The organism is Pantoea sp. Cy-639, from assembly GCF_011752525.1.
In the GTDB taxonomy this organism is placed as follows: Bacteria; Pseudomonadota; Gammaproteobacteria; order Pseudomonadales; family Pseudomonadaceae; genus Aquipseudomonas.
This window is the reverse complement of sequence record NZ_VWXI01000001.1, coordinates 199,004-214,443: the sequence shown is the minus strand read 5'-3', so window position 1 is coordinate 214,443 and position 15,440 is coordinate 199,004. Positions and strand designations below refer to the sequence as shown.

Sequence of the window (15,440 nt, the reverse complement as noted above, 5' to 3'; positions counted from 1 at the left end):
GCGTTGAGCAGGACCGGGCGCCGGGGCGGGCAGGCTGGAGAGATCAGCCCGCCTGCACCCGGCGCGCGGGACATGCGCAGTACATGGGCCTGCAACGGGCCCACGTTCCCGGCGCGACAGGCCGGGTAGCCTGCCGGTCGATTACAGAATTGTAATGTTGTCGCCACCGCCTCGATAACCACCCCTGCCTAGAGTCCCACGGCAAAGCATTCCGCCGCTTGTCGACGAGGACTCCCGACCGTGCCCATTCCCCGCAAGATCGCCTGGCTCTGCCTGTTGCTGGCCGGCCCTGCCAGCGCCCAGAGCCTGAGCCTGGACCAGGCGCTCAGCGCCGCCTTCGCGCACAACCCCGAGCTGGCCGCCGTCGGCCGCGAGATCGGCATCGCCGAGGGCGACCGCCGCCAGGCCGGGCTGGTGCCCAACCCCGAGCTGTCCTGGGAGGTCGAGGACACCCGGCGCAAGACCAGCACCACCACCGTCACCCTCAGCCAGGCCCTGGAGCTCGGCGGCAAGCGTGGCGCGCGCATCGAGGTCGCCGAGGCCGGCCAGGCGGTCGCCCGGCTGGAGCTGGAGCGCCAGCGCAATGGCCTGCGCGCCGATGTGATCCAGGCGTTCCACGCCGCGCTGCGGGCGCAGACCGCGCTGGAGCTGGCGCAGCAGTCGCAGGCCCTGACCGAACGCGGCCTGCGGGTGGTGGAAGGGCGGGTCAAGGCTGGCCAGTCGTCGCCGGTGGAGGCGACCCGTGCCCAGGTCCAGCTGGCCCAGGCCCAGGCCGCGGTGCGCCGGGCACAGAGCGGACGCAGTGTTGCCCGACAGTCCCTGGCACGCTTGACCGGTAGCGCCGAGGCCGGTTTCGACCGCCTCGACAGCGCCAGCCTTTCGCCGGGCCCGGCGCCGCGTGCCGAGCCCTTGCTGGCCAAGGTCGAGCAGACCGCCGATTGGCGCCTGGCCGCCGCGCGGATCGAGCGCGGCGAGGCCAGCCTCGGCTCGGAAAAGGCCCAGCGCATCCCCAATCTCACCGTCAGCCTCGGCAGCCAGTACAGCCGCGAGGATCGCGAGCGGGTCAACGTGGTCGGGCTGTCGATGCCGCTGCCGCTGTTCGACCGCAACCAGGGCAATGTGCTGGCCGCCGCGCGCCGCGCCGACCAGGCCCGCGACCTGCGCAACGCCGTCGAGCTGCGCCTGCGCAGCGACACCCGCAGCGCCCTGGACCAGTGGGCCACGGCCATGGGCGAGGTGCAGGCCTACGACCGCACCATCCTGCCCTCGGCGCAGCAGGCGGTGGACACCGCCACCCGCGGCTTCGAGATGGGCAAGTTCGCCTTCCTCGAGGTGCTCGACGCCCAGCGCACGCTGATCGAGGCGCGCGGGTTATACCTGGATGCGCTGGCCCAGGCCACCGATGCCCGGGCGCAGGTGGAGCGGATCTACGGCGAGCTTTGAATCACACCCCAATCGCGGGGCAAGCCCGCTCCCACGAGGCGAGCCCAGTGTCCGTGGGCGCGGGCTTGCCCTGCGATCGGGCCCGAATTGCAACCACGACTTTCCCAGCAGGAATCCCCATGACCCCACCTCGCAAACTCGCGATCCTCGCCGCTGCCCTGGCCGTCCTCGGCCTTGGCGGCGTGGCCTGGACCGGCACCCTCGGCAAGGCTGCCAGCGGCCAGGCCCAGCACGATGACCATGGCGAAGAAGGCCATGACCACGCCGATGAAAAGGCACCAGGCCACGAAGAGCAGGAAGGTCAGTTGCACCTGTCCGCCGAACAGATCCAGGCCGCTGGCGTGCAGTTGGCCACCGCCGGCCCGCAGACCCTCGGCACGGCCATCAGCTTCCCCGGCGAGATCCGTTTCGACGAGGACCGCACCGCCCATGTGGTGCCCCGCGTCCCCGGCGTGGTCGAGGCAGTGCACGCCGAGCTCGGCCAGGCGGTCAAGCGTGGCCAGGTGCTGGCGGTGATCGCCAGCCAGCAGATCTCCGAGCTGCGCAGCGAGCAGCAGGCCGCCCAGCGCCGCCTCGAGCTGGCGCGCCTGACCTTCGCCCGCGAGAAGCAGCTGTGGCAGGAACGCATCAGCGCCGAGCAAGACTACCTGCAGGCCCGCCAGGCCCTGCAGGAGGCCGAGATCGCCGCGGCCAACGCCGGGCAGAAGGTCGCCGCCGTGGCGCCGGCCGGGCGGGGCAACCGCTACGAGCTGCGCGCCCCGTTCGACGCGGTGGTGGTGGAAAAGCACCTGACCGTCGGCGAGGTGGTGGACGAGACCAGCAACGCCTTCACCCTGTCCGACCTGAGCCGGGTCTGGGCTACCTTCGCCGTGACGCCGCGTGACCTGGACAAGGTGGTCAGCGGCCGTGACGTCAGCGTCAGCGCCCCGGACCTTGGCGCCCAGGTCGACGGCAAGGTGAACTATGTCGGCAGCCTGCTCGGCGAGCAGAACCGCGCCGCCACCGTGCGCGCGACCCTGGCCAACCCCAATGGCGCCTGGCGCCCAGGGCTGTTCGTCAACATCGCGGTCACCGTCGAGCGTTTCGACGCCGCCGTGGTGGTGCCAGAAAGCGCCTTGCAGACCTGGGAGGAGCAGACCGTGGTGTTCGCCCGCACCGAGGAAGGCTTCGAGGCGCGCCCGGTCACCCCGGGACGCCGCGACGCCGGCCAGGTGGAGATCCGCGAGGGGCTTGCCGCCGGTACCCAGGTCGCCGCCGCCGGCAGCTTCGTCCTCAAGTCCGAGCTGGGCAAAGGCTCGGCCGAACACAGCCACTGACCAGGGACATCTTCCATGTTCGAACGCCTTATCCAGTTCGCCATCGAGCAACGCCTGGTGGTGATGCTCGCCGTGGTGCTGATGGCTGCCGTGGGCATCCACAGCTACCAGAAACTGCCCATCGACGCGGTGCCCGACATCACCAACGTGCAGGTACAGATCAACACCGCGGCGCCTGGCTACTCGCCGCTGGAGACCGAGCAGCGCGTCACCTTTGCCATCGAGACCGCCATGGCCGGCCTGCCGGGCCTCAAGCAGACCCGTTCGCTGTCGCGCTCGGGGCTGTCGCAGGTGACGGTGATCTTCGACGATGGCACCGACATCTTCTTTGCCCGGCAACTGGTCAACGAGCGCCTGCAGGTGGCCCGCGAGCAGTTGCCCGAAGGCATCGAGGCGGCCATGGGGCCGATCTCTACGGGCCTGGGCGAGATCTTCCTGTGGACCGTCGAGGCCAAGGACGGCGCGCTCAAGGACGATGGCACCGCGTACACCGCCACCGACCTGCGGGTGATCCAGGACTGGATCATCAAGCCGCAACTGCGCAACGTGCCGGGAGTGGCCGAGGTCAACAGCATCGGCGGCCATGCCAAGCAGTACCTGGTCGCGCCGGAGCCCAAGCGCCTGGCCGCCTACAAGCTGACCCTCAACGACCTGGTCGCGGCCCTCGAACGCAACAACGCCAACGTCGGTGCCGGCTACATCGAACGCAACGGCGAGCAGTTGCTGATCCGCGCCCCGGGCCAGGTGGCCTCGGCCGAGGACATCGCCAACATCGTCATCTCCAGCGTCGATGGCACGCCGATCCGCGTCAGCCATGTCGCCCAGGTCGGCCTGGGCCAGGAACTGCGCTCCGGCGCGGCCACCGAGAACGGCCGCGAAGTGGTGCTGGGCACGGTGTTCATGCTGATCGGCGAGAACAGTCGCACGGTGTCCCAGGCCGTGGCGGCCAAGCTCGAGGAGATCAACCGCAGCCTGCCCAAGGGGGTGGTGGCGATCACCGTGTACGACCGCACCAACCTGGTCGAGAAGGCCATCGCCACGGTGAAGAAGAACCTGGTCGAAGGTGCGATCCTGGTGATCGCCGTGCTGTTCCTGTTCCTTGGCAACATCCGCGCGGCGCTGATCACCGCCATGGTCATCCCGCTGTCGATGCTGTTCACCTTCACCGGCATGTTCAGCAACAAGGTCAGCGCCAACCTGATGAGCCTCGGCGCCCTGGACTTCGGCATCATCGTCGACGGCGCGGTGGTGATCGTCGAGAACGCCATCCGCCGCCTGGCCCACGCCCAGCAGCGCCATGGCCGCATGCTGACCCGCACCGAGCGCTTTCACGAAGTGTTCGCCGCCGCCCGCGAGGCGCGCCGGCCGCTGATCTACGGGCAGTTGATCATCATGGTGGTGTACCTGCCGATCTTTGCCCTGACCGGGGTCGAGGGCAAGATGTTCCACCCCATGGCCTTCACCGTGGTGATGGCGCTGCTGGGGGCGATGATCCTCTCGGTGACCTTCGTCCCGGCGGCCATCGCGCTGTTCGTCACCGGCAAGGTCAAGGAAGAAGAAGGCGTGGTCATGCGCACCGCGCGGCGGCGCTACGCGCCGGTGCTGGAGTGGGTGCTCGGCCGGCGCAACCTGGCCTTCGCCGCGGCTGCCAGCGTGGTGCTGCTGTCGGGCGTGCTGGCCAGCCGCATGGGCAGCGAGTTCATCCCCAGCCTCAGCGAAGGTGATTTCGCCCTGCAGGCGCTGCGGGTGCCGGGCACCAGCCTGTCGCAGTCGGTGGACATGCAGCAGCGCCTGGAGAAGACCATCATCGCCCAGGTGCCGGAGGTCGAACGGGTGTTCGCCCGTACTGGCACCGCCGAGATCGCCTCGGACCCGATGCCACCGAACATCTCCGATGCCTACGTGATGCTCAAGCCGCGTGAGCAGTGGCAGGACCCCGGTAAACCGCGCGAGGCGCTGATCGCCGAGGTGCAGCGCGCCGCTGCCAACGTGCCGGGCAGCAACTACGAGCTGTCGCAGCCGATCCAGTTGCGCTTCAACGAACTGATCTCCGGGGTGCGCAGCGATGTCGCGGTGAAGGTGTTCGGCGATGACATGGACGTGCTCAACCGCACTGCCGCGCAGATCGCCGCCAGCCTGCAGCAGGTGCCGGGGGCCTCGGAGGTGAAGGTCGAACAGACCAGCGGCCTGCCGGTGCTGACCATCGACATCGACCGTGACAAGGCCGCGCGCCATGGCCTGAACGTGGGCGACGTGCAGGACGCCATCGCCATTGCCGTCGGTGGTCGCCGTGCCGGCACGCTGTACGAAGGGGACCGGCGCTTCGACATGGTGGTGCGTCTGCCCGAAGCGCTGCGTACTGATGTCGACGGGTTGTCCAGCCTGCTGATCCCGGTGCCGGCCAGCGCCAGCGGCGGTGCCACGCAGATTGGCTTCATCCCGCTGTCGCAGGTGGCCACGTTGAACCTGCAACTGGGGCCGAACCAGGTCAGCCGCGAGGATGGCAAGCGTGTGGTGGTGGTCAGCGCCAACGTGCGCGGGCGTGACCTGGGCTCGTTCGTCGAGCAGGCCTCGCAGGCGCTGATCGAGCAAGTGCCGATCCCGCCGGGCTACTGGACCCGCTGGGGTGGCCAGTTCGAGCAGTTGCAGTCGGCGGCCGAGCGCCTGCGGGTGGTGGTGCCGGTGTCGCTGCTGCTGGTGATGGCCTTGTTGCTGATGATGTTCAACAACCTCAAGGATGGCCTGCTGGTGTTCACCGGTATTCCCTTCGCCCTTACTGGCGGGGTGCTGGCCTTGTGGCTACGCGACATTCCGCTGTCGATATCGGCGGGAGTGGGCTTCATCGCGTTGTCTGGGGTGGCGGTGCTCAATGGCCTGGTGATGATCGCCTTCATCCGCAACCTGCGCGAGGAGGGGCGTGGCCTGCGCGCGGCGGTCGAGGAGGGCGCGCTGACCCGCCTGCGACCGGTGCTGATGACGGCGCTGGTGGCGTCGTTGGGGTTCATTCCCATGGCCCTGGCCACAGGTACCGGTGCCGAGGTGCAGCGGCCGCTGGCGACGGTGGTGATTGGCGGCATCCTGTCGTCGACGGCACTGACCTTGCTGGTGCTGCCGGCGCTGTACCAGTGGGCGCATCGGCGTGAGGAGGTTCAAGCGCCAGAGAACGGCTGATATCTGGGGCGAGGATCCAGGGGCCGCGTTGCGGCCCTTTCGCGATACAAGGCCGCTCCTACAGGAACCGGCGTAGCCAGTGATCCAGGCTCAGGCGCCCCGAACCCTTCAATAACAGGGGCAGCAACGCTACCAGGTAGATCAGCGGCAGCTTGAAGTTGCCGTGGCCCTGGTCGCTGATCGCATAGCCCTGGGCCAGTTCGGCCAGGCTCGACCACTCGTTGGGCCAGTGCACGGCAGCGATCGCCACCACCGTCACCACCATCAGCACCGCCGAGGCCAGGCGTGTGCCCAGCCCCAGCAGCAACAGCAGCGGACAGACCAGTTCGGCCCACATCGACAGTTGCCAGTTGAGGCCTGCTGGCAGCAGGTTGAACGGAAACGGGAAACTGGCCTGCAGGTCGGTGAACCAGTTCACGCCATTGAATTTTTCCAGCCCCGATTCGAAGAATTCCCAGGCCAGGAACAGGCGCAAGGGCAGGTCGGCGCCCCAGCTGCCGAAACGGTCGAGGACGCTGAACGGGCGGGTGAGGGTCGGGTTCAACATGGCAAGGCTCCTTGCGATCAGTGGGAAAGGGACGGGCTGGCGCGGCGCAGGCGTTGGGCCTGCTTGGCGATGAGCTTGACGGCGATGGCGGCGAACATCAGGGCGAAGGCCAAGGGATACCAGCCGCCCAATGGAATGCGCTTGTAGAAGGACAGACAGAACACCACGGCCAGCAGCCAGGTCCCACTGCTGTGCAAACCCTTCCACAGGCGCGGGCCGAGCAGGCGCATCGGTGTCTTGAACGAAGTCAGGGTCAGCAGCAGGATGAACAGGTAGCCGAGCGAGCCTGGCAGGTTGGCCACGGTGCTGCGCCCGGCCCAGAACAGTTCGGGGAAGCGTTGGGCGTACAGGTAGATCAGGACGCCATGCACGCTGTGCGAGAAGGCGAAGGCCAGCCCCAGGAAGCGGCGTTCGCGCAACAGCCGGCGGCTGCCGGCGCCGGGCATCAGGATGACCAGCGACGAGGCGAGGAAGGTCAGCAGGAACAGTGCGAACGAGCTGCGCGCGGTGGCGCGGATCGCGCTGCGCAGCGCATCGGCGCCGGGCGGTTGGGCGACGAGCACGGCTGCGGTCATCAGCAGGGTGAGGGCGGCGAGGGTGGCGAACAGCTTCCAGCCGGAGGGCAGGGTTTTCATCATTGAAGTTCCCGGTATCTATGGCGACGGCGGGGTGCGGTCGGCCGTGGTGCCGGGGAGTGTGTGGGGGCGGGGTATCTGCAGTGTGTCGAGGCGGCGGGGTTTATGTATCCGACTGTAGACTGTGCCCCACAGACCTGTTTCCACAGGCGAAGCGACTGTAGTGCCCACGCTGAAACCGCGTCATGCCAACAAGGCGAACCAGGCAATACCACAGGAGAGATTGGCCCGAGACAAATGTGGGAGTGGGCGAAGCCCGCGATGCGCCGCGCGGGCGGCGCGCGATCTCACAGGCGCTGTGATTCTGTCGGCGAACCCTTGGCAGCACTAACGCCTTCTCCTGGCGGAACATTGTCTTTGCCGGATCGCGGGCTTCGCCCGCTCCCACAGACTGTGCCCCACAGACCTGTTTCCACAGACCTGTTTCCACAGACCTGCTCCCACAGACGAAGCGACTGTAGTGCCCACGCTGAAACCGCGTCTTGCCAACAAGGCGAACCAGGCAATACCACAGGAGAGATTGGCCCGAGACAAATGTGGGAGTGGGCGAAGCCCGCGATGCGCCGCGCGGGCGGCGCGCGATCTCACAGGCGCTGTGATTCTGTCAGCGAACCCTTGGCAGCACTAACGCCTTCTCCTGGCGGAACATTGCCTTTGCCGCATCGCGGGCTTCGCCCGCTCCCACAGACCTGTTTCCACAGACCTGTTCCCACAGACGAAGCGACTGTAGTGCCCACGCTGAAACCGCGTCATGCCAACAAGGCGAACCAGGCAATACCACAGGAGAGATTGGCCCGAGACAGATGTGGGAGTGGGCGAAGCCCGCGATGCGCCGCGCGGGCGGCGCGCGATCTCACAGGCGCTGTGATTCTGTCGGCGAACCCTTGGCAGCACTAACGCCTTCTCCTGGCGGAACATTGTCTTTGCCGCATCGCGGGCTTCGCCCGCTCCCACAGACTGTGCCCCACAGACCTGTTCCCACAGACCAGCTCCCACAGACCTGTCCCCCACAGTTCCACTCCCAACGCTCTGCCCCGGCAGGCCTGTCCTTGCCTGCGGCCTGCCCGGAGTTCAGCGCAGTTCGATCTGCGCGCACAACCCGCCCTCACGGCGGTTGCGCAGGGTCAGGTGACCGCCGATGGCCTGGGTGAGCTGCTGAGCGATCGCCAGCCCCAATCCGGTACCACCGGTGTTGCGGTTGCGTGACCCTTCGACGCGGTAGAACGGCTTGAGCACCTCGTCCAGCTCGGCCTCGGGAATCCCCGGGCCGTCGTCGAGCACGCGGATCAAGATCACGCCGGCCTCGCGAGCGACCTCCAGGCGCGCCGTGCCGGCGAACTTCAGTGCGTTGTCGACCAGGTTGACCAGCACTCGGCGCAAGGCATGCGGACGCGTCTCGAGCGTGGCCTGGGCGTTGCCCTCGCGCTCGACCTGCGCGCCGCTGTCCTGGTAGTCGAACACCAGGCTGTCGAGGAAGGCATCGAGGTTGACCCGACACGGCGCCTCGGTGCCACTGTCCATGCTGCGGGCGTAGGCGACGCCCTCGCGCACCAGGTGTTCCATGGCATCCAGGTCGTGCCACAGCTTGTCCTTCTCCAGCCCGTCGTCCATCTGCTCGACCCGCAGTTTCATCCGCGTGATCGGCGTCTGCAGGTCGTGGGAGATCGCCGCCAGCAGTTGCATGCGCTCCTTGAGGTAGGCGCCGATGCGCGCCTGCAAGGCATTGAAGGCGACAGCGGCGTAACGCACCTCGCGCGGGCCGCTCTCGTCCAGTTGCGGGCCAGGGTGGTTCGGGTCGAGGTCGTCCAATGCCTTGACCAGCCGGGTCAGCGGGCCGATGGCCAGGCGTACCGCCAGCCAGGTGCACAGCAGCAGCACCAGCAACTGGATCACCAGTACCACCGGCAGCCAGGTGGCCACCGGCACCGATGCCGGGGTCACGTCGATGGTCAGTGGTGCGCCGTCGGCCAGGCGCAGGTGGGCCTGGAAGTGGGCGTTGGGGCCGGGGATCTCGAGGAAAGTCAGCTTGTAGCGGTCGCCGATGGCCTTGACGATCGAGTCGGCGGCCATCGGCGGGTTCTCGCTGGGCATGGCTTCGCCGGGCAGGCCGCCGTCCAGCCGGTAGCGGTAGGTGCGTCGCTCAAGGCGTGGCAGCCAGGACGGGCGCTCGGCTGCCGGCAGGCGGTCGAGGATGGCCACCGAGGTGGACACGTCCAGCTCCAGGTTGCTGAGCATCATCGAGCGGCTGCTCACATAGCGCTCGTAGGCCTGCAGGCTGAACGACAAACCGTAGGCCAGCACCAGGCCGGTGAAGAAGATCAGCGCCAGGCGCGAGGCCAGGGTGCGGGGCCATTTCATGCCGGGGTCTCCAGCAACTGCACCGCCAGCGAGAACACATAGCCCTCGCTGCGCACGGTCTTGATGCAGGTGGGCTCGCGGGCGTCGTCGCCCAGGCGCTGGCGCAGGCGGCTGACCAGCAGGTCGATGGAGCGGTCGAAGATGTCCGCCTCGCGGCCCTGGGTCAGGTTGAGCAGTTGCTCGCGGCTGAGCACCCGCTGCGGATGGTCGAGGAAGACCCGCAGCAGGCGGTACTCGGCGCCGGACAGCGCCACCAGGGTGCCTTCGCTGTCGAGCAGGTGGCGCGCGGTGGTGTCCAGCCGCCAGGGACCGAAGGCCAGCAGCCGGCTGCTCTCGCTGATGGTCAGGTTCGGCGGCAGCATGCGTGTGCGGCGCAGCACGGCATTGATGCGGGCCAGCAGCTCGCGGGCGGAGAAGGGCTTGGTCAGGTAGTCGTCGGCACCCATCTCCAGGCCGATGATGCGGTCGGTCTCGTCGTTGCGCGCGGTGAGCATCAGCACCGGGGTGTTGCGGTGCTTGCTGGCGCGCAGTTCGCGGCACAGCAACAGGCCGTCGTCGCCGGGCATCATGATGTCGAGGACGATCAGGTCGACCGTGTTGCCTTCGAGGAAGGCGCGCATCTGCCGGCCATCGGCGACGATGCTGGTGCGCAGGCCGTTCTTTTTCAGGTAGTTGCCGACCAGTTCGCGAATCTCGCGGTCGTCGTCGACGACCAGGATGTGATCGACGTGTTCCATCGGGCGTGTCCTTGTTCTTGAGGGATGGGCGCAGTGTACAGAGCGGATCCGCGCTTGCCTGTCGCGGTTTGTATTGCAGTGTATCCGGCGCGGGCGCAGATACAGGAGGACGCATGTCCCCCCTGTGGCCGACACATGCGCGATACCTGGCGGGGCTGAAATGGTTCTCGACCGGAGAGCAAGCGGCTCTCCATGCCAACCCCAATGCCAAGCCTTGCACCAGGAGACACACCATGAACCTCAAACAGTTCGCCAGCGCCGCCCTGTTCGCCGTCTTCGGCCTTGCCGCCGTCGCCGCCCAGGCCAGTACCAGTTCGATCAACGATGCCAGCGTGATGCAGTACCGCTATGGCGAACACCTGGATGTGCAGAAAGTGCTGTCGGTGAAGAATGACCAGCACCATGCCTGCGGCGTGGTCAACACCCGCATGGACTACCTCGACTCCCACGGCCAGCCACAAAGCGTCAGGTACATCAGCTACGCCACCAGCGGCTGCCATGACAACTGAGGCGTGCGCCCTGCGCCGCGGTCTGCTCAAGGCCGGTGGCGTGGCCTTGGCCCTGGTCGGCCTGGGCCTGGCCGGCCACCTGCTGGCCCAGGACAGCTACGGCCCCATGCCGTCGCTGGCCGGGGCCGGGCAGTGGCTCAACTCGGCGCCACTGGACGCCCAGGCCCTCAAGGGCAAGGTGGTGCTGGTGGATTTCTGGACCTACGACTGCATCAACTGCCGGCGCAGCCTGCCGCATGTCAATGACTGGTCGCGTCGTTATGCCGACCAGGGGCTGGTGGTGATCGGGGTGCACACTCCCGAATATGACTACGAGCACGACCTGGGCAACCTGCGCGAGCAGGTGCGGCAACTGGACATCGACTATCCGGTGGCGGTCGACAACGATTACCGGGTGTGGAACGCCTGGGGCAACCAGTTCTGGCCGGCCCACTATTTTGTCGACCGCAAGGGGCAGGTACGCCACGTGCATTTCGGCGAGGGCGACTACGCCGGGCAGGAGCAGGTGATCCGCCAGTTGCTCGACGAGCAGGGCTGATCGAGCCGGCGCGAAACAGCTATGCTTGGCCGATGACCAGCCTGCCTCCCCAACGCCATCCCTGTCCTCCGGGCGCCTGCGACTGCGGGCGCGAGCGGCTGGCCGAGGCACAGGCGCCAGCCGCTCGTATCCTGCTGCTGACCCGTGAGGAGGAAAAGCGCCTGCTCGAGCGCCTGGAAAACCTCAAGGACCTGGCCGACCTCGAGCACCTGCAACGGCGCCTGTACGAGAACCTCGGCATCCGTGTGCGCATCGCCCCCGGCAACAATGAAGTACGCACCATGCGCGGCATCGTCATCGAACTGGACGAGCAGCCGGGCCTGTGCCGCAAGACCCGCCAGTCGATCCCGGCGGCGATCCGCCGTGGTCTGGAGCGCAATCCCCAGGTAGCCTTCCGCCTGCTCGATGCCCACGACCTGCTGCGCGACGCCTGAAGCTCAGCGCATTGCCGCCAGCTTGATACCGAAGCCCACCAGACAGACGCCGGCCAGGCGTTCGAGCAGGTTCACCAGGCGCGGGTTGGCGCGCAGCCGCTCGGCCAGGCGCTGGGTCAGCAGCACGGCGATCAACCCGTAGAGCAAGGTCAGCCCGGCGACGGTCGCTGCCATGAAGGCGAAGGTCAGCATGCCCTGGTGGCGCAACGGATCGATGAACAACGGGAAGAACGCCATGTAGAACATGATCGCCTTGGGGTTGAGCAAAGTGATGGCCATGGCCTGGCGCAGGTAGTGGCCGTTGCCCATGCGGCTTTCCCGGGGTGTTGCGCCAGGCTTGCTCAGCACCATGCGCAGGCCGAGCCAGGCCAGGTAGACCGCGCCGGCCCACTGCACCACATGAAAGGCCGCCGGGTAGGCGGCCAGCAGGGTGGCGACACCGGCCACCGCCAGCCACATCAGCACCTGGTCGCCGAGGATCACCCCGCAGGTCGCCGCCAGCCCGCCCTTGAGGCCACCCTTGCCGGTAGCGGCGATCAGGGCGAAGTTGCCGGGCCCGGGAATCGCCAGGAGGATGAGGAACGCGATCACGAATGCGCCGTAGTCAGTCACGCCGAGCATGGGGAGATCTCCGGGTGGGGGTTGGCGGGTAGAGACGGATATATGCCATCATCCGCGCCACTTGCAAAGCCATGGCATCACAGGGAGGTGGAGATGGCGTTTTCCGCGGATGAGCGCACGGCGCTGCTGGCGGTCCGGGGTGTCGGCCCGACGGTCGTCGAGCGCCTGGAGCAGTTGGGGTATGGCTCGCTGCGACAATTGGCCAAGGCCGATGCCGCCAGCATCGTCAGCGCGGCGGCGAGCCTGGTCGGCTCCAACTGCTGGAAGAACAGCCCGATGGCGCGCAGCGCGATCCAGGCGGCGATTGCCCGGGCCAGGGCATGGGGCGATGGCGATGAGTAATTTTTCCCGCGGCCCCTTCGTTTCCTTCAAAGCCGCCCCGCGCCCGGCGCGTTCGGCCCTCATCATCCAAGGAGACAGGCAATGACTTCCGTTTTCGACCGCGACGACATCGTGTTCCAGGTAGTGGTCAACCACGAAGAGCAATATTCCATCTGGCCCGACTACAAGGCGATCCCCGACGGCTGGCGTGCGGTCGGCAAGAGCGGCCTGAAGAAGGATTGCCTGGCCTACATCGACGAGGTCTGGACCGACATGCGTCCCTTGAGCCTGCGCCAGAAAATGGCCGAAGTCGCGGCGCAATGACGCGGTGAGCGCGCTGAACCTGCTATGCCTGCCTTACTCGGGGGCCAGCGCCATGGTCTACAGCCGCTGGCGGCGCAAGCTGCCGGCCTGGCTGCAGGTGCGCCCGGTGGAGCTGCCCGGGCGCGGGGCGCGCCTAGGCGAACCGCTGCACACCGACCTCAAGGCGCTGGCCCGGCAACTGGCGGCCGAACAGCGCCAGCATACCCGCGCGCCCTATGCGCTGTTCGGCCACAGCCTGGGCGCGCTGGTCGCCTTCGAGCTGGCCCATGAACTGCGCGCCCTCGGTTGCCCGGCGCCGCTGGCGTTGTTTGCCAGCGGCACCGCGGCGCCGACCCGGCGCGAGGACTACGACGCCGCCAAGTGGCGCCAGCCGAGCAGCAACGAGGCGCTGATCGCCGAGTTGCGCACGCTCGGCGGCACTCCCGAGGAGGTGCTGGGCAACCAGGAACTGATGAGCCTGACCTTGCCAGTGGTGCAAGCGGACTTCCTGCTCTGCGGGCGCTACGACTACCAGCAGCGCGCACCGCTGAGTTGCCCGTTGCATGTGCTCGCCGGCACCGATGACCGGGCCAGCGACGAGCAGTTGCATGCCTGGCGCCGGGAGACCTTGGGCGACTATTCCCTGGCGAAATTCCCCGGTGGGCACTTCTTCATCAACGGTCACGAGGACCAGGTGCTCGCCACGCTGTGCCAGACCCTCGCGCCGTTGCGCTTGACTGCCTGATTGACGAGGCGCCTTGCCTGGGGGAGGCTTGGGCTTTTCCCAGGCAAGAGGCTGACAATGTTGATCGATCCTCGCAAGGCCACGCTGCTGGTCGTCGATATCCAGGAAAAGCTCATCGGCGCGATGAGCGACCCGTCGGGCACCGCGGCGCGGGCGCGCTGGCTGCTGGCGGCGACGGCCGAACTGCAACTGCCCACGGTGATTTCCGAGCAATATCCCAAAGGCCTGGGCCCGACCCTGGAAGCCCTCAAGGCCGCCGCGCCCGCCGCGCTGGTCGTGGAGAAACAGCACTTTTCCTGTGTTGCTGGCGAATGCCTGCCGGTGAGCCTGTTCGAGCGCGGGCAGGTGATCGTGTGCGGCATGGAGACTCACGTCTGCGTGCTGCAGACCGTGCTCGACCTGCTGGCGCTGGGCAAGCAGGTGTTCGTCGTCGAGGACGTCTGCGACAGCCGCACGGCGGCAAGCAAGGCGGCGGGCCTGGCGCGCATGCGCGACGCCGGGGCGCAGATCGTCACCCGCGAGATGGTGCTGTTCGAGCTGCTCGGCAGTGCGGCGCACCCGCTGTTTCGCCAGATCAGCAAGACCTACCTGGTCGGTGAGCAGCCCTGAACGGGCGGCGGCTGGCCAGCGGGCTGCTGTGCCTGGGGCTGCTCCAGGGGTGTGCCGGGCATCGTGAAGAGGCGCCGGAGGCCGATCCGGGCAAGGTCCGTGCGCAGTTGCTGCACCTGCTACCGGCACAGGTGAAGGACCGCGAGGGCTGGGCCACGGACATCCAGGTGGCGTTGCAGGCCCAGGGCATCACGGCGAACAAGGGCAACCTGTGCGCGGTGCTGGCAGTGACCGAGCAGGAATCGACCTTCAATGCCGACCCGCAAGTGCCGAACCTGGGGCGCATCGCCCGCGAGGAGATCGACCGCCGCGCGGCGCGGGCGCACATGCCGCAGTTTCTCGTCGACACCGCCTTGCGCACGCCGTCGGGCAACGGCCAGAGCTACCAGCAGCGGTTGCTGGCCGTGCGCAGCGAGAAGCAGCTCAGTGCGCTGTACGACGAACTGATCGGGCGCCTGCCGCTGGGTGGCAGCTTGCTCGGCGGCCTGAATCCGGTGCACACCGGCGGGCCGATGCAGGTCAGTGTCGATTTTGCCGAGAAGCACGCCCGGGACTACCCGTACACCTACCAGGGCACGCTGCGCCAGGAGGTGTTCAGTCGCCGTGGCGGGATGTATTTCGGCATTCTTCACCTGCTCGGTTATCCGGTCCATTACGAGCGTCCGCTGTACCGGTTCGCCGACTTCAACGCCGGCTGGTATGCCAGCCGCAACGCGGCGTTCCAGGCGGCCCTGAGCCAGGTGACGGGGGTGACGCTGGCACTGGACGGCGACTTGATCGCCCCGGGAGCGATCCTGCCGGGCACCACCGAGCAGGCCGCGCGCAAGCTAGGCCCGAAGCTGGGGCTGCGCAACCCGCAGATCCGCGCGCAACTGGAGCAGGAGGGCAGCCTGGCGCTGGAGGACACTGCGCTGTACCGCGGGGTGTTCGCCCTGGCCGAGGCCCGGACGGGCAAGCCGTTGCCCAGGGCAGTGCTGCCGGGGATCGAGCTCAAGAGCCCGAAGATCACCCGCAAGCTGACCACGGCCTGGTTCGCCGGTCGGGTGGATGAGCGTTACCAGCGCTGCATGAAGCGCTGATTGATGACGGGCCCCGACGGCACCGGCGATGCCGGTATCGCGGGGCAAGCCCGCTCCCACAGCGTCCCGCGTCC

General features: G+C 67.7%; 16 protein-coding genes. 11 read left to right on the top strand and 5 right to left on the bottom strand.

Annotation, left to right across the window (positions count from 1 at the left end; all coding sequences use genetic code 11):
* Positions 1 to 240: 240 nt before the first annotated feature.
* The 3 genes from F3J43_RS00860 (at position 241) to F3J43_RS00850 (ending at position 5,930) form a co-directional block, all read left to right on the top strand.
* On the top strand, positions 241 to 1,443 hold the full coding sequence (locus F3J43_RS00860) for a TolC family protein (RefSeq protein WP_166882931.1): 1,203 nt from the start codon (positions 241 to 243) through the stop codon (positions 1,441 to 1,443).
* A 119-nt stretch (positions 1,444 to 1,562) separates the two neighbouring features.
* On the top strand, positions 1,563 to 2,759 hold the full coding sequence (locus F3J43_RS00855) for an efflux RND transporter periplasmic adaptor subunit (RefSeq protein ID WP_166882930.1): 1,197 nt from the start codon (positions 1,563 to 1,565) through the stop codon (positions 2,757 to 2,759).
* Positions 2,760 to 2,774: 15 nt separating this feature from the next.
* Positions 2,775 to 5,930 (top strand): CusA/CzcA family heavy metal efflux RND transporter, encoded by a 3,156-nt coding sequence (locus F3J43_RS00850; protein WP_166882929.1) that lies wholly within the window; start codon positions 2,775 to 2,777, stop codon positions 5,928 to 5,930.
* Between the two features lie 58 nt (positions 5,931 to 5,988).
* Here F3J43_RS00850 and F3J43_RS00845 read toward each other — a convergent pair whose 3' ends face one another.
* The 4 genes from F3J43_RS00845 to F3J43_RS00830 all read right to left on the bottom strand — a co-directional run bounded on the left by F3J43_RS00845 (position 5,989) and on the right by F3J43_RS00830 (position 10,207).
* Entirely contained in the window at positions 5,989 to 6,477 is a 489-nt protein-coding gene (locus tag F3J43_RS00845) for an HvfX family Cu-binding RiPP maturation protein (RefSeq protein ID WP_166882928.1), read from the bottom strand.
* 17 nt (positions 6,478 to 6,494) lie between these two features.
* The gene (locus F3J43_RS00840; RefSeq protein WP_166882927.1) at positions 6,495 to 7,112 is read right to left on the bottom strand and encodes a ferric reductase-like transmembrane domain-containing protein; all 618 of its coding nucleotides are present in this window, start codon (positions 7,110 to 7,112) and stop codon (positions 6,495 to 6,497) included.
* Between the two features lie 1,071 nt (positions 7,113 to 8,183).
* Positions 8,184 to 9,470 (bottom strand): sensor histidine kinase, encoded by a 1,287-nt coding sequence (locus F3J43_RS00835; RefSeq protein WP_166882926.1) that lies wholly within the window; start codon positions 9,468 to 9,470, stop codon positions 8,184 to 8,186.
* Positions 9,467 to 10,207, bottom strand: a complete 741-nt coding sequence (locus F3J43_RS00830; protein WP_166882925.1) for a response regulator — start codon at positions 10,205 to 10,207, stop codon at positions 9,467 to 9,469. The genes F3J43_RS00835 and F3J43_RS00830 overlap by 4 nt, the downstream gene beginning before the upstream one ends.
* 233 nt (positions 10,208 to 10,440) lie before the next feature.
* On the opposite strand from F3J43_RS00830, the gene F3J43_RS00825 reads away from it, so the two are divergent.
* From F3J43_RS00825 to F3J43_RS00815, 3 genes are read left to right on the top strand one after another with little or no spacing between them, the layout of a single operon-like run.
* Positions 10,441 to 10,716: a DUF2790 domain-containing protein gene (locus F3J43_RS00825; protein WP_166882924.1), complete on the top strand. Its 276-nt coding sequence runs from the start codon at positions 10,441 to 10,443 to the stop codon at positions 10,714 to 10,716.
* The gene (locus F3J43_RS00820; protein ID WP_286184300.1) at positions 10,706 to 11,254 is read left to right on the top strand and encodes a thioredoxin family protein; all 549 of its coding nucleotides are present in this window, start codon (positions 10,706 to 10,708) and stop codon (positions 11,252 to 11,254) included. Before F3J43_RS00825 ends, F3J43_RS00820 begins: the two co-directional genes overlap by 11 nt.
* A 32-nt stretch (positions 11,255 to 11,286) precedes the next feature.
* Entirely contained in the window at positions 11,287 to 11,688 is a 402-nt protein-coding gene (locus F3J43_RS00815) for a hypothetical protein (RefSeq protein WP_166882923.1), read from the top strand.
* Between the two features lie 3 nt (positions 11,689 to 11,691).
* On the opposite strand, the gene F3J43_RS00810 is transcribed toward F3J43_RS00815, so the two are convergent.
* Positions 11,692 to 12,309 (bottom strand): LysE family transporter, encoded by a 618-nt coding sequence (locus F3J43_RS00810; protein WP_166882922.1) that lies wholly within the window; start codon positions 12,307 to 12,309, stop codon positions 11,692 to 11,694.
* 93 nt (positions 12,310 to 12,402) lie between these two features.
* Here F3J43_RS00810 and F3J43_RS00805 point away from each other — a divergent pair, with 93 nt between their 5' ends.
* The 5 genes from F3J43_RS00805 to F3J43_RS00785 all read left to right on the top strand — a co-directional run bounded on the left by F3J43_RS00805 (position 12,403) and on the right by F3J43_RS00785 (position 15,366).
* A complete protein-coding gene (locus F3J43_RS00805) occupies positions 12,403 to 12,651 on the top strand; it encodes a helix-hairpin-helix domain-containing protein (RefSeq protein WP_166882921.1) in 249 nt (82 codons plus the stop codon).
* A gap of 81 nt (positions 12,652 to 12,732) precedes the next feature.
* On the top strand, positions 12,733 to 12,954 hold the full coding sequence (locus F3J43_RS00800) for an MbtH family protein (RefSeq protein ID WP_166882920.1): 222 nt from the start codon (positions 12,733 to 12,735) through the stop codon (positions 12,952 to 12,954).
* 4 nt (positions 12,955 to 12,958) lie between these two features.
* Positions 12,959 to 13,678, top strand: a complete 720-nt coding sequence (locus tag F3J43_RS00795; RefSeq protein ID WP_166882919.1) for a thioesterase II family protein — start codon at positions 12,959 to 12,961, stop codon at positions 13,676 to 13,678.
* Positions 13,679 to 13,735: 57 nt separating this feature from the next.
* Positions 13,736 to 14,287 carry an isochorismatase family protein gene (locus tag F3J43_RS00790; protein WP_166882918.1) on the top strand — a complete coding sequence of 184 codons (552 nt, stop codon included), beginning with the start codon at positions 13,736 to 13,738 and terminating at the stop codon, positions 14,285 to 14,287.
* Complete coding sequence (locus F3J43_RS00785; protein WP_205297582.1) at positions 14,284 to 15,366, top strand: DUF1615 domain-containing protein; 1,083 nt, start codon at positions 14,284 to 14,286, stop codon at positions 15,364 to 15,366. The genes F3J43_RS00790 and F3J43_RS00785 overlap by 4 nt, the downstream gene beginning before the upstream one ends.
* The last annotated feature ends 74 nt before the right edge of the window (positions 15,367 to 15,440 follow it).